The organism is Pseudomonas sp. AOB-7, from assembly GCF_003696305.1.
Lineage (GTDB): Bacteria > Pseudomonadota > Gammaproteobacteria > Pseudomonadales > Pseudomonadaceae > Aquipseudomonas.
In genome coordinates, this window is sequence record NZ_RFFK01000013.1 from 84,062 (window position 1) to 97,310 (window position 13,249).

14 protein-coding genes and 1 riboswitch are annotated in these 13,249 nt (G+C 68.7%); of the genes, 8 read left to right on the forward strand and 6 right to left on the reverse strand.

All coding sequences use genetic code 11. From position 1 onward, the window contains the following. The first annotated feature begins 156 nt into the window (after positions 1 to 156). Positions 157 to 570: a PaaI family thioesterase gene (locus EA796_RS19785; RefSeq protein ID WP_021443718.1), complete on the forward strand. Its 414-nt coding sequence runs from the start codon at positions 157 to 159 to the stop codon at positions 568 to 570. 116 nt (positions 571 to 686) lie between these two features. On the opposite strand, the gene EA796_RS19790 is transcribed toward EA796_RS19785, so the two are convergent. After that, the gene (locus EA796_RS19790) at positions 687 to 1,568 is read right to left on the reverse strand and encodes an AraC family transcriptional regulator (RefSeq protein WP_031303036.1); all 882 of its coding nucleotides are present in this window, start codon (positions 1,566 to 1,568) and stop codon (positions 687 to 689) included. A gap of 126 nt (positions 1,569 to 1,694) precedes the next feature. On the opposite strand from EA796_RS19790, the gene EA796_RS19795 reads away from it, so the two are divergent. The 6 genes from EA796_RS19795 (at position 1,695) to mmsB (ending at position 8,698) form a co-directional block, all read left to right on the forward strand. Then, positions 1,695 to 3,191 (forward strand): CoA-acylating methylmalonate-semialdehyde dehydrogenase, encoded by a 1,497-nt coding sequence (locus EA796_RS19795; RefSeq protein ID WP_122109833.1) that lies wholly within the window; start codon positions 1,695 to 1,697, stop codon positions 3,189 to 3,191. Positions 3,192 to 3,288: 97 nt separating this feature from the next. Beyond that, entirely contained in the window at positions 3,289 to 4,536 is a 1,248-nt protein-coding gene (locus EA796_RS19800) for an ABC transporter substrate-binding protein (RefSeq protein ID WP_122109834.1), read from the forward strand. A 6-nt stretch (positions 4,537 to 4,542) separates the two neighbouring features. Further along, a complete protein-coding gene (locus tag EA796_RS19805) occupies positions 4,543 to 5,706 on the forward strand; it encodes an acyl-CoA dehydrogenase family protein (protein WP_122109835.1) in 1,164 nt (387 codons plus the stop codon). A gap of 54 nt (positions 5,707 to 5,760) precedes the next feature. After that, positions 5,761 to 6,579, forward strand: a complete 819-nt coding sequence (locus tag EA796_RS19810) for an enoyl-CoA hydratase (RefSeq protein ID WP_021444473.1) — start codon at positions 5,761 to 5,763, stop codon at positions 6,577 to 6,579. An 88-nt stretch (positions 6,580 to 6,667) separates the two neighbouring features. Beyond that, positions 6,668 to 7,771, forward strand: a complete 1,104-nt coding sequence (locus EA796_RS19815; RefSeq protein WP_122109836.1) for an enoyl-CoA hydratase/isomerase family protein — start codon at positions 6,668 to 6,670, stop codon at positions 7,769 to 7,771. 42 nt (positions 7,772 to 7,813) lie between these two features. Beyond that, on the forward strand, positions 7,814 to 8,698 hold the full coding sequence (mmsB, locus tag EA796_RS19820) for a 3-hydroxyisobutyrate dehydrogenase (protein ID WP_122109837.1): 885 nt from the start codon (positions 7,814 to 7,816) through the stop codon (positions 8,696 to 8,698). Between the two features lie 154 nt (positions 8,699 to 8,852). On the opposite strand, the gene EA796_RS19825 is transcribed toward mmsB, so the two are convergent. Both EA796_RS19825 and EA796_RS19830 read right to left on the reverse strand, forming a co-directional pair. Next, positions 8,853 to 9,098, reverse strand: coding sequence for a DUF1145 domain-containing protein (locus EA796_RS19825; RefSeq protein ID WP_122109838.1), 246 nt, complete (start codon positions 9,096 to 9,098; stop codon positions 8,853 to 8,855). 80 nt (positions 9,099 to 9,178) lie between these two features. Next, a complete protein-coding gene (locus EA796_RS19830; RefSeq protein WP_122109839.1) occupies positions 9,179 to 10,966 on the reverse strand; it encodes an alkyl/aryl-sulfatase in 1,788 nt (595 codons plus the stop codon). 97 nt (positions 10,967 to 11,063) lie between these two features. Here EA796_RS19830 and EA796_RS19835 point away from each other — a divergent pair, with 97 nt between their 5' ends. Further along, entirely contained in the window at positions 11,064 to 11,975 is a 912-nt protein-coding gene (locus EA796_RS19835) for a LysR family transcriptional regulator (protein ID WP_122109840.1), read from the forward strand. Between the two features lie 6 nt (positions 11,976 to 11,981). Here the strand turns inward: EA796_RS19835 and EA796_RS19840 are convergent, their stop codons facing one another. The 3 genes from EA796_RS19840 to EA796_RS19845 form a co-directional block, all read right to left on the reverse strand. Continuing rightward, the gene (locus EA796_RS19840; protein ID WP_122109841.1) at positions 11,982 to 12,467 is read right to left on the reverse strand and encodes a hypothetical protein; all 486 of its coding nucleotides are present in this window, start codon (positions 12,465 to 12,467) and stop codon (positions 11,982 to 11,984) included. Positions 12,468 to 12,547: 80 nt separating this feature from the next. Then, a complete protein-coding gene (locus EA796_RS23315; RefSeq protein WP_021442965.1) occupies positions 12,548 to 12,703 on the reverse strand; it encodes a hypothetical protein in 156 nt (51 codons plus the stop codon). Next, positions 12,703 to 12,882 (reverse strand): hypothetical protein, encoded by a 180-nt coding sequence (locus EA796_RS19845; protein ID WP_031302854.1) that lies wholly within the window; start codon positions 12,880 to 12,882, stop codon positions 12,703 to 12,705. Before EA796_RS19845 ends, EA796_RS23315 begins: the two co-directional genes overlap by 1 nt. A 206-nt stretch (positions 12,883 to 13,088) precedes the next feature. Next, positions 13,089 to 13,208: riboswitch (guanidine-I (ykkC/yxkD leader) on the forward strand. The last annotated feature ends 41 nt before the right edge of the window (positions 13,209 to 13,249 follow it).

The window sequence follows — 13,249 nt, forward strand, 5'->3', positions numbered from 1 at the left end:
AAACGGCACGCTAGGCAAGGCACGGGGGCAAGTCAAGGCATCGCACGGGATAACGCGGCGCCGACTGATGCCTGCCCATCACGCCGCTGGATGCGCGTTGCCACGCCGCCCTCGCCGGCCAAGACTCAAAGGCGATATCCCGAGGAGCAGCGCAGCATGAACACCGCGACCGCTATCAGCCGCGAACGCCTGGAACAGGCGCTAGCCCACTCCACCTTCGCCCAGTTGCTCGGCGCCGAGCTGCTCGACTTCGAACCCGGCAAGGTCAGCCTGCAGGTGCGCAGCCGCCCCGACCTGTGCCAGCACCACGGCTATCTGCACGGCGCGGTGGTCGGTTTCATGGTCGACAGCGGCTGCGCCTGGGCCGCCGCCTCGCTGGTCGGCGACGTGGTCACCAGCGAATACAAGCTCAACCTGCTCGCCCCGGCCATCGGCGAGCGCCTGCTGTGCCGGGCCGAAGTGCTCAAGGCCGGACAGCGCCAGGCGGTGTGCCGCGCCGACGTGTTCGCCTTGAAGGATGGCCAGGAGAAGCTGGTGGCCACCGGCCTGGCGACCATCGCCCGGGTGTAGGGCGGATTCAGCAGTCTTAGGTTGGGTTGAGGTACGCCGCGCCGAAGCCCAACGGGTCAGGTCGAGGACTGCTGGGCTTCGCTGCGCTCGGCGCCCAGCTAGCGGCGGGGGCCGCCCTAGCCCTGGTGCAAGGCCCGGTAATGGCTGGGCGCCATGCCCACCACCTTGCGAAACAGTCGCGAGAAATAATAGGGATCGTCGTAGCCCAGTTGCTCGGCGATCTGCCGCACCTCGGCGTCGCCCTGGTCGAGCAGGCGGCAGGCCTGGGCCATCTTCAGCTGGATGAAATCCTGGATCGGCGCGTGGCCGGTCAGGGCACGGTAGGTCTTGGCGAAGTGGAAGCGCGACAGCTTGAACTGCGCCGCCAGCTCGTCGAGGTTGAGGCTGCCATGCAGGTGGCTGCGCATCACCGCCTGCACCGCGTCGACGTCCAGCACCCGCCCGGATTTGAGGTTGGCCCGCGCCGGCAGCACCGCCAGGGAGCTGAGCAGCGCCTGCAGCTGATGGGCGGCGTGGATGAAGGGCACCGGGTTGAGACCCTGGCGCTGCAAGCCCAGCAACGCCTCGAAATCCGCCAGCAGGCGCGGCTGCACGCCGATGCGGCGCACCCGACGCGGCCCCAGCAGACGCAGGAAGTCCTCGGCCAGGCTGCCGTCGAAATGCACCCAGTACAGCGTCCAGGGCCGTACGGCGTCGGCGCCGTAGCGGTGGGCGAGGCCCTTGGGCAGCAGCAGCAGATCGCCGCCGCCGACCTCGAATCGTCCATCCGCCGTCTCCAGCCAGCCGCGCCCGGCGCGGCAGTAGATCAGCAGGTGATCCTCCGGCTGACTGCGCTGCATCAGGTGCCCGGCCGCTTCCGGGTAAAACCCCAGCGCCAGCGGGTAGCAGCCGCAGCTCAGCGGCTGACGGGCCAGCAGGCGACGCAGGCGCGGCGGGGTGATGAAGCGCTGGCCGTTGGCGGGCAGCGGCCAGCTGGAGGTTTCCACTCGTGCAGTCATCGGCGCGCCCACCTCGCTGGGGGATGGCAATGCCAAGATCGTCCATCCAAAGGCCAAGATCGTCAATCCACAAGCAGCCGGACACTGACTATAAAGAGAGCACAGAAGAACAACAGGAGGCCGACCATGCCCCGTACCCTGCCCCAGCTGATCGACGGCCAGTGGCTCGCGAGCCAGGCCCGCGAACTGATCGAAGTCACCGACCCGGCCACCCAACAGGTGCTGGCGCTGGCGCCCAAGGCCACCCATGCGGAGATCGAGGCCGCCGTGGCCGGCGCCAAGGCCGCCTTCCTCACCTGGCGCGAGGTGCCGGTGCCGGAACGGGCACGGCTGATGCTGCGCTACCAGCACCTGCTCAAGGAGCACCACGACGAGCTGGCCGAGATTCTCGCGCAGGAGACCGGCAAGACCTTCGCCGATGCCAAGGGCGATGTCTGGCGCGGCATCGAGGTGGCCGAGCACGCCGCCAACGTGGCCAGCCTGATGATGGGCGAGACGGTGGAGAACGTCGCCCGCGAGATCGACACCGCCAGCTGGATCCAGCCGCTGGGCGTGTGCGTCGGCATCACCCCGTTCAACTTCCCGGCGATGATTCCGCTGTGGATGTTCCCGCTGGCCATCGCCTGCGGCAACACCTTCATCCTCAAGCCCTCCGAGCAGGACCCGATGACCCCCAACCGCCTGGCCGAGCTGTTTCTCGAGGCCGGCGCGCCGCCCGGGGTACTGCAGCTGCTGCACGGTGGGCGCGAGCAGGTCGACGCGCTGCTGGTGCACCCGGACGTGCGCGCGATTTCCTTCGTCGGCTCGGTGCCGGTGGGCCAGCATATCTACCGCACCGGCACCCAGCACCTGAAGCGGGTGCAGGCCTTCGCCGGGGCCAAGAACCATATGGTGATCATGCCCGACGCGCCCAAGGACCAGGTCATCAGCAACCTGGTCGGCGCCAGTTGCGGCGCCGCCGGCCAGCGCTGCATGGCGATCAGCGTGGCGGTGTTCGTCGGCGAGTCGCGACAGTGGATTCCCGAGCTGGCCGCGCAGATGGCCGAGCTGCGCCCCGGCCACTGGCGCGACAGCGGCGCTGCATTCGGCCCGCTGATCAGCCAGCAGGCGCGCCAGCGCGTGCTGCGCCTGATCGCCGAGGGCAAGGCCGAGGGCGCCGAGTGCCTGCTGGACGGTTCACAGTGCAGCGTCGAGGGCTACCCGGAGGGCAACTGGCTGGGGCCGACGCTTTTTCGCAAGGTCACGCCGAAAATGTCCATCTACCGCGAGGAAATCTTCGGCCCGGTGCTGGTGTGCCTGGAAGTCGCGACCCTGGAAGAGGCCATCGAGCTGGTCAACGCCAGCCCCTACGGCAACGGCACCAGCATCTTCACCCGCTCCGGCGGCGCCGCGCGCCACTACCAGCACGCGGTGGAAGTCGGCCAGGTGGGCATCAACGTGCCGATCCCGGTGCCGCTGCCGTTCTTCTCCTTCACCGGCTGGAAGGGCTCCTTCTATGGCGACCTGCACGCCTACGGCAAGCAGGCGGTGCGCTTCTACAGCGAGACCAAGACGGTCACCAGCCGCTGGTTCGACGACACACCGCTCGGCGACGGCCCCAACATGACCATTCAGTTGAAATGAGAACGGAGTAGGCCTCTGTTAGACCAATAGACGATCACTGCAACTGGACGAGCGGCGTAAAACAGTCTCCTGCAGCACAACAACAAGGAGAACTGCAATGCGCCACCTGACTGCCACCCTGGCCCTGTGGGCCGGGATCACCGCCTGTGCGCAGGCCGCCGAGCCCATCACCCTGGGGCTCAACTACCCGCGCACCGGCCCATACAAGGAGGAGGGATTGGCGCAGATGCGTGGAGCCCTGCTGGCCATCGACGAGCTCAACGCCGCAGGCGGCGTGCTGGGCCGCCCCTTGCGCCTGTCCAGCAAGGACACCGCCTCGCGTCCGGCCAAGGCGGTGAAGAACGTCGACAAGCTGGCCGCCGAGGGCGCCGCCATGCTGTTCGGCGGCGCCTCCAGCGCGGTGGCCATCGCCGCCGGCAAGCGCGCCCGCGAACACGGCCTGCTGTACTTCGGCACCCTCACCTACTCCAACGACACCACCGGCAAGGACGGCCACCGCTACCTGTTCCGCGAGTGCAACAACGCCTGGATGAGCGCCCAGGTGCTCGGCCAGTACCTGAGCAAGCACCTGCCGGACAAGCGCTACCTCTACGTCACCTCCGACTACACCTGGGGCCACACCACCGAGGCCTCGCTGCGCCAGGCCACCGCCAGCGACGACGCCGGCCAGCACGCCGGCGTGCGCGTGCCCTTCCCCGGCGCACGCCTGGCCGACTACCAGGATGCCCTGACCCAGGCCGCCGCGAGCGATGCCGAGATCCTCGCCCTGGTGCTGTTCGGCGAGGACCTGGTGCGCGCCATGCGCATCGCCAAGGACCTGGGCCTGACCGAGCGCATGCAGGTCATCGCGCCGAACCTGACCCAGAGCATGGTCGAGCAGGCCGGCCCGGACCTGATGCAGGGCGTGATCGGCACCGAACCCTGGACCTGGCGCGTGCCGGCGCTGGAGAAATCCGCCCGCGGCGAAGCCTTCGTCGCCGCCTTCAAGGCGCGCTACCAGATGTATCCCTCGAGTTCCGCCGCCTCGGCCTACAGCATCGTCCAGCAGTGGGCCGATGCCGCCAAGCGTGCCAATAGCCTGGATAGCGAGGCGCTGATCAAGGCGCTGGAAGGCCACCGCTACAGCCTGCTGAAGGACGAACAGCAGTGGCGCGCCTTCGATCACCAGAACCTGCAGACGGTCTACGCGGTGCGGGTCAAGCCGCGCGACGAGGTGCTCAAGGACCCGCTCAAGCAGGACTACTTCGAAATCGTCGACCGCCTCGACGCCGACACCGCGCTGCCCAATCTGGCGCAGTGGCAGGCCGAGCGCCGCGCCGGCGGTCAACCCCTGACATTGCAATGAGGCGCCATGGACTTCGAACTCAGTGACGAACAACGCCTGCTCACCGACAGCGCCCGCGCCTTCGCCGCGCGGGAGCTGGCGCCGCACGCCGGCGACTGGGACCGCGACCACCACTTTCCGCTGCCGGTGATCCGCCGCGCTGCCGAACAGGGTTACCTGGCCCTGTACCTCAAGGAGGAGGACGGCGGCCTGGGCCTGTCGAGGCTGTCCAGTTCGCTGATCTTCGAACAGCTGGCCGCCGGCTGCGTGGCCACCACCGCCTACCTGACCATCCACAATATGGCCTCGTGGATGTTGGCGAGCTTCGCCGACGAGGCCCTGAAGGCGCAGTACCTGCCCGGACTGATCGACGGCCGCCTGCTGGCCTCCTACTGCCTGACCGAGCCGGACGCCGGCTCCGACGCCGCCCACCTGCGAACCCGCGCGCGGCGCGATGGCAACGATTACCTGCTCGACGGCAGCAAGTGCTTTATCTCCGGCGCGGGATCGACCGATGTGCTGATCGTCATGGCGCGCACCGGCGAGGACGGCGCCAAGGGCATCTCCTGCTTCCTGGTGCCGGCCGACGCCGCCGGCATCCGCTACGGACGCAACGAGGACAAGATGGGCTGGCGCGCCCAGCCGACCCGCACCATCGCCTTCGACGGCGTGCGCATCCCCGCCGGCAACCGCATCGGCCCGGAGGGCCAGGGCTTCGTCTACGCCATGCAGGGCCTGGACGGCGGCCGCCTGAACATCGCCAGCTGCTCGCTCGGCGCGGCCCAGGCGGCGTTGCAGCAGAGCCTGCACTACGTGGAGGAGCGCAAGCAGTTCGGCAAGCCACTGGCCGAATTCCAGGCGCTGCAGTTCAAGCTGGCCGATATGCTCACCGAGCTGACCGCCAGCCGGCAGATGGTGCGCCTGGCCGCGGACAAGCTGGACCGGCGCCACGCCGAGGCCAGCCTGTACTGCGCCATGGCCAAGCGCTTCGCCACCGACCAGTGTTTCGCCATCTGCAACGAGGCGCTGCAGCTGCACGGCGGCTACGGTTACCTGAGCGACTATCCGCTGGAGCGCTGGGTGCGCGACAGCCGCGTGCACCAGATACTGGAAGGCACCAACGAGATCATGCGGGTGATCGTCGCCCGCCGCCTGCTGCAGCAGGGCGGCATGCTCGATCGCCTGCTGTGACCGCTTTATCCCCTCTCCCCGGGGGAGAGGGGAACATCATTTAAGAGGACCCTTATGAGCACCGCCATCGAAGCCTACAAGCCCGGCATCTTCGACCTGACCCACAAGCTCACCGTGGAAAAGCACGGCCACACCGCGCTGATCACCATCAACCACCCGCCGGCCAACACCTGGGACCGCGACTCGCTGATCGGCCTCAAGCAGCTGGTCGAGCACCTCAACCGCGACGACGACATCTACGCCCTGGTGGTGACCGGCCAGGGGCCGAAGTTCTTTTCCGCCGGCGCCGACCTGAACATGTTCGCCGACGGCGACAAGGCGCGCGCCCGCGAGATGGCGCGGCGCTTCGGCGAGGCCTTCGAGACCCTGCGCGACTTCCGCGGGGTGTCCATCGCCGCGATCAACGGCTACGCCATGGGCGGCGGCCTGGAATGCGCGCTGGCCTGCGATATCCGCATCGCCGAACGCCAGGCGCAGATGGCCCTGCCCGAGGCCGCGGTGGGCCTGCTGCCCTGCGCCGGCGGCACCCAGGCGCTGCCCTGGCTGGTGGGCGAAGGCTGGGCCAAGCGCATGATCCTCTGCGGCGAACGTATCGACGCCGAAACCGCCCTGCGCATCGGCCTGGTGGAACAGCTGGTGGACAGCGGCGAGGCCCGTGGCCATGCGCTGCTGCTGGCGGCCAAGGTGGCGCGACAGAGTCCGGTGGCGGTGCGCACCATCAAGCCGCTGATCCAGGGCGCGCGCGAGCGCGGCCCGAACACCTGGCTGGCGGAGGAACGCGAGCGCTTCGTCGACCTGTTCGACGCCGACGACACCCGCGAAGGGGTCAACGCCTTCCTCGAGAAGCGCGACCCGCAGTGGCGCAACAAATGATTCGTGGCACCGTAATCGGCCAGGCCCGTAGGGTGGATGTCGCTTCTTACATCCACCAGAACCGCCCCGCCCTAAGCTGGAAACCTGTATGAACCTGCACTTCGAAGAACGCCCCAGCCTGCATGGCTACCGCATCGGCATCGCCAGCCTGGATGCCGAGAAGAGCCTCAATGCCCTGTCGCTGCCGATGATCGAGGCGCTGGACGCGCGCCTGAAGGCCTGGGCCATCGATCCCGAAATCGCCTGCGTGCTGCTGCGCGGCAACGGGCCCAAGGCCTTCTGCGCCGGCGGCGACGTGGTGCAGCTGGTGCAGCAGTGCCGCGAACACCCCGGCGAGGTGCCGCCGCTGGCGCGGCGCTTCTTCGCCGACGAATACCGCCTCGACCACCGCATCCACAGCTATCCCAAGCCGCTGATCTGCTGGGCCCACGGCTACGTGCTGGGCGGCGGCATGGGCCTGATGCAGGGCGCGGCGATCCGCATCGTCACCCCCAGCAGCCGCCTGGGCATGCCGGAAATCAATATCGGCCTGTACCCGGACGTCGGCGGCAGCTGGTTCCTCGCCCGCCTGCCGGGCAGGCTCGGCCTGTTCCTCGGTCTCACTGCCGCCAGCATCAACGCCCGCGACGCGCTGGACCTGAACCTGGCCGACCGTTTCCTCCGCGACGAGCAGCAGGACGCACTGATCGAAGGCCTGGTGCAACTCAACTGGCGGGAGCACGCCGCGCAGCAGCTGCACAGCCTGCTGCGCGCGCTGGAACGCGAGGCGCGCGGCGAGCTGCCGCAGGCGCAGTGGCTGCCGCGCCGCGAACGCCTCGACGCGCTGCTCGACGTGGCCGACCTGCCCGCCGCGGTACAGGCCATCGCCGGCCTGCACGGCGACGCCGACCTGCTGCTAGCCCGTGCGGCCAAGACCCTGGCCGGCGGCTGCCCGCTGACCGCGCACCTGGTCTGGGAGCAGATCCGCCGCGCCCGTCACCTGTCGCTGGCCGAGGTGTTCCGCATGGAGTACGCCATGAGCCTGAACTGCTGCCGCCACCCGGAGTTTGCCGAGGGCGTGCGCGCCCGCCTGATCGACAAGGACCAGACGCCGCGCTGGCACTGGCCGGACGTGGCGGCCATCCCGCCGGCGGTGATCGAGGCGCACTTCGCCCCGGCCTGGGACGGCGCGCATCCGTTGGCGGATCTGTAAACCTTCGCTCCCCGAGGCATCAGCACAAGGAGAACCCAAACCATGACCCAGATCGCCTTTATCGGCCTCGGCCATATGGGCCTGCCCATGGCCCGCAACCTGCTCAAGGCCGGCTACCCGCTCAAGGTCTTCGACCTGGTGCGCAGCGCCGTGGACGAACTGGCCGGCGAAGGCGCCCTGGCGGCGGACAGCGCCGCCGAGGCGGTCGACCAGGCCAAGGTGGTGATCAGCATGCTGCCGGCCAGCCGCCATGTCGAAGGCCTGTACCTGGGCGACGCCGGCCTGCTGGCGCAACTGCCGGCCGGCACCCTGGTGCTGGAATGCTCGACCATCGCCCCGGAGTCGGCGCGCAAGGTGCACGCCGCCGCCCGTGAGCGCGGCATCGCCCTGCTCGATGCGCCGGTGTCCGGCGGCACCGCCGGCGCCGCGGCCGCCACCCTGACCTTTATGGTCGGCGGCGAGGCCAACGCCCTGGACAAGGCGCGGCCGATCCTCGCCGCCATGGGCAAGAACATCTTCCACGCCGGCCCGGACGGCGCCGGCCAGGTGGCCAAGGTGTGCAACAACCAGGTGCTGGCGGTGCAAATGATCGCCACCGCCGAGGCCATGGCCCTGGGCGTGGCCAACGGTCTGGAGCCGGCAACCCTGGCCGAGATCATGCGGCAGAGCTCCGGCGGCAACTGGACGCTGGAAAAGTACAACCCCTGGCCCGGGGTGATGGAGAATGCCCCGGCCTCCAAGGGCTACAGCGGCGGTTTTATGGCCGAACTGATGGCCAAGGACCTCGGCCTGGCCCAGGAAACCGCCAGCCACAGCGGCAACAGCACGCCGATGGGCGCCCTGGCGCTGCAGCTGTACCGCCTGCTGCTCAAGCAGGGCAAGGGCAAGAAGGATTTTTCAGTGGTGCAGCAGTTGTTCGTGGAGTAGCGGTCCGTAGGCGCCAGCTTGCTGGCGATGCCTTGAAGCGGATCGCGGCAAGCCGGCTCCTACGAAAGCGCGAGTACGTCGTGCAGTCTTGGCCCGGATGCAATCCGGGATAAAGCGCGGCGACCGCCCCGGATTGCCTCCGGGCCAACGGCATTCAGCGCAGCGTCTGCAGATACAGCAGGCCGAACAGCAGCACCTGCAGGCGCTGCCGCCACAGCCCCGGCCGGCCGTGCAGGCGCACGCGAAACAGCAGCAGCTCGCCTAGATGGGCCAGCAACAGCGCCAGCGCGGCCCAGTTGACCCAGCCGCCCAGCGGCGCGGCGAAGGGGTAGAGCAGGTTGAGCAGCGCCACCAGCCAGAACATGGCCAGGGCGCCCTTGGCGAACGACAGCAGTTTCATCGCGATCCTCCGGTTGGGCGATCGCCGCAGTGTGCCGGGCCAGCCCGGCGCTGCCGCCGCTCTTTCGGCTGGAACGGTGCTCAGCGCAGGGTCAGGCCGAAGGACTCGTCGGCGAAGTCGAAGCAGGCGAGGAAGCGGCGGATCTCCAGCAGGTTGCCCTCGACCTGCACGTCGCCCAGCAGCGCGCCCTTGACCAGGCCGCCTTCGCCGGTCAGCAGGGTTTCCATAAAGCGCTTGTCCATGCTCAGCCGCAGCTCGGTGCCTTCGGGAATGCCCCGGTGCAACTGGGCCACGCCGCGGCGCACTTCCAGCGCCCACTCCTCGTTCACGTCCGGGAAGCGAAAGCCCAGGGTCAGTTCGAGGTCGCCGGCCTGCTCTGGGTCGATGCGCGTCACCCAGTTCTGCAGGAAGGCCTGCGGGGTGAAGCTGCGCACCATGTCCGGGGAGAGGAGGACCTTGCGCATCTCCTGCGAGCGCTGGCGGATGGCCTCGCCGTCGAGCTTGCCTTCCAGCTCCATGGCGCTCATCAGGTACCAGTTGCGCCAGTTGATGTTCATGCTGGCGTAACCCAGCTTGCGCAGGCTGCGCGCCTTGATCTCACGTGCCAGTCGATCCTCGCGGTCGACGCGGATGGCATAGCCGGCCAGCTCGGCGGCCCACTGGTAGTCGCCCTTGAGGTAGGCGTTGCCGGCCTCCAGCAGCAGCTTTTCCCGGCCACCGGCCAGGGCGATCAGCCGCTCGGCCTGCTGCCGCGGCGGGGTCGGGTCGAGCGCCACCGGGTCGCCCTGGAACCAGCCCAGGTAGCCGTTGTAGATCTGCCGCACGCTGTGCTTGACCGTGCCGTAGTACTCGCGCAGGTAGGGCGTGTAGCCGGCCAGGTGCGGCGGCAGCTTGACCTTCTCCACCAGCTCGTCCGGGGTCAGGCCCTTGTTCATCCAGCGCACGCTCTGGTCGTGGATATAGGCGATGCCGTCGCGGGTCATGCGCAGCACCTCCTCGACCCGCTCCTGGCCGCTGACCGGGCGGCCGTGCAACGGCACCATGTGCTCGGCCTGGTATTCGCGCAGCTTGTCCAGGCTGGCGACCCACTGCACCGGGTCGCGGAACTTGGTGCCGCGCAGGGTATGGATGTTCGGCAGGGTCGGCCCCTGCTCCACCTCGGCGCTGATCAGTACGCGGTTGTCCGGCAGGTACAGGGTGATCTCGTCCGGCGCCTCGCTGGGCACGTGCAGCAGCTGCACGTCGAGGCCGGCGATGCGGGTGTCCAGGCGCTCGGCGAAGGTCACGGTCGGCGCGATAAAGGACGACGGCTCGGGCTTGGCCAGCGGGCCGATGCCGGCATTCATGCCCTCCAGGTCGCTCGCCGGCAGGAAGGAGCCGAAGCTGTAGGCCGAGCGCACGCCGAGAATCGGCCCGACCAGCGCGCCTTGCGCCACCACGTTTTCCAGTAGGCTTGCGTGGGCGTAGATCTGCACCTCGCCGCGTTCCACCTGCTCGCGGCTGACGAAGGCCTGCACGCCGTTGATATGGTCCGGGTGGAAGTGGGTGTAGACCACCGCCTTGACCGGCTTGTCCGAGAGCTTGCGGAATTCGGCCATGATCTTGCGCGACTCGCCGACCGACTCGCCGGTGTCGACGATGATCAGCCCCTCGGGCGCCTCGATCATCACCACGTTGCCCAGCTGCCAGCCGACGGCCGAGTAGACGTTGCCCGCGACGCGGTAGACCTGCTGGACGAAGTGCTTGGTGTGCGCGGCCAGCTCGGCGTGGATGCTCGGCTCGATGCGCTCGGCCGGCAGTTCGGCCTGCGCGTTCAGGGGCAAGGCGGCGGCCAGCAGCAGGCCGCCAAGGCGAGAGAAGGTGCTCATGGCGATAGGACGTCTTGTTGTTGAAGTGCTGGCAGGTTGGCAAAGGCCGCCTGATAATTCCAATGCATTCGAATCCATGAACCAATGCAGGCAGCGCATGAACGACCTACGCCAGCTCCGTCACTTCGTCGCCCTCGCCGAACACGGCCACTTCGCCCGCGCCGCCGAGGCCGTGCACCTCAGCCAACCGGCACTGAGCCGCAGCATCCAGGCCCTGGAGGCGCAGCTCGGCTGCAGCCTGGTGGATCGCCACAGCCGCGGCATCAGCCTCACCGCCCACGGCCAGCTGGTGCTGGAACATGCCCGCCGCCTGCTGGCCGGCAGCCAGGCGCTGAGCAACGCGGTCAGCCAGCTGGACAACCTGGAGGCCGGCGAACTGCGTCTGGGCGCCGGCCCCTACCCAGCCGCACGGCTGGTGCCGCAGGCGGTGGGCAGGCTGCTGCAACGCTATCCGCGGGTACAGGTGAGACTGGAGATCGGCAACTGGCTGGAGCTGCGCGAGCGGCTGCTGGAGGCCGGCGTCGAACTGTTCGTCGCCGATGTGCGCGAATTGCAGGATGACCCGCAACTGCAGATCGAGGCGCTACAGGTGCATGCCGGCGTGCTGTTCTGCCGTCCCGGCCACCCCTTGCTACGCCGCGCCGCGCTGCGCCTGAGCGACCTGCTCGACTTCCCCCTGGCCGGCACCCAGTTGCCGCAGGCGGTAGAGCGCAGCCTCGGCGCGGCCAGCGGCCGGCCGCAACCCTTGAGCGTGCAGTGCGACAACTTTCTGGTGCTCAAGCGCCTGGTGGCCGACAGCGAGGTGCTGAGCATGGCGCCCTGGGACGTGATCGCCGAGGAAGTGGCGGCCGGCCAGCTGAGCCTGCTGCCGCTGGCCCCGGCGAGCCTGCAGCAGCAGTCGGCCTACGGCCTGGTCAGCCGTGCCGGGCACAGCCTGTCGCCGGCGGCGCAGGCGCTGGTGGAGGAAATTCGCCGGGCGGATCGCCAGCCGCTGCCGCCACGGCGCTGAACGCCGCTAGTTGCGCCGCCAGTCGCCGCTGCGCTGCTGCTCGCCGCGCGAGTGACGGTCGTCGCGGGAGTAGCGCTGCTGCACCTGCTGCTGGCGCTTGCCGTCCCAGTGCTTGCCGGCGGGCAGGCCCTGCAGATGCTGCTTGTGCTGCGATCGCTGGTGACCGTCGTGGCGGCGCCAGTCATCGCGGCGGCCGTCGTGGCGCGAGTAGCCGTCGTGGCCTTTGTGATCGCGCGGGTAAAAGCCATGCTGGCGCGGCGGTACCGGCACGTAGTGTTTGGAATCGTGGCGATGGCGGTCGTGGCGGCGATCGTCGTAATAGTAGTAACGCGGCGTGACGTAGACCGGCGGCGAGTAATCGCGGCGGTAACCGTCGTAATAGTGGTGCGAGTGATGATGGTCGCGGTAGCCACGGTCGTAACCGTCGCCGTACACGGCGCAGCCACTGAGCGGGATGAACAGCAGGGCAGCAAGCAGGGTTCTGTAGGACATGGGGAGCCTCCGCAGGGGAAGCGGGGGACGCGCACCGCGCCCCCGAGGGAAGAGGCCGGGCCGCGAGGCCCGGGACTGGATCAGCAACGACCTTTCTTGGCCTGCCCCGGCGGGCAGTGGGGAGGACCACCGCCAACATCGCCGATATCGATGCCGATACCCGGCAGCCTCAGGCTGCAGCCGGACAGACCGAAAGCCAGGCTGATCGCCAGCAGCAACGCGCCGAAGGTTTTCATCAGCAGCTCCCCTTCATCCGGTGCCCCGGCGGGCAGAAGTGACCGCCGCCGTGGTAGCCGCGACCACCCAGGTCGACATGAATCACATCGGGATCGCCGACCCGGGCATGCACGCCCGGCGCACTGAAACTGCAGCCGCCCAGCAGCAACGCCAATACCATCACAGTCAAACCACGCATGTCGGAATACTCCTCGAATTTCCAGTGGCCATTAGATGCCCCGCAAGCGGCGCGGGCACAATTCTATCGGCATGCTGGTTCGACCATCGGCAGTGGATCACGTTCCGTGCAGCCGAGTGACGGCCATCACAGGCTCGCCATGGCCGCTGGCACGCTCCTCGCTTGGCAAGGCGCCGCAGCGGGAAGGCGAACAGCGCTGCGTGCAGACAATGGCCGACTAGGGTTCCGGCCCGCCCCACCAGGCGGGTGGCTGGTCCGAGAGTGGGCGACCTCATAGAGCGGCGGGAAGCCGCGGGGTTACACGGCGGGATAAAAGCCCGGGAGAACGCGCAGCACGGCTGCCCGCCTTCCCGCCTCCGTTCCCTGC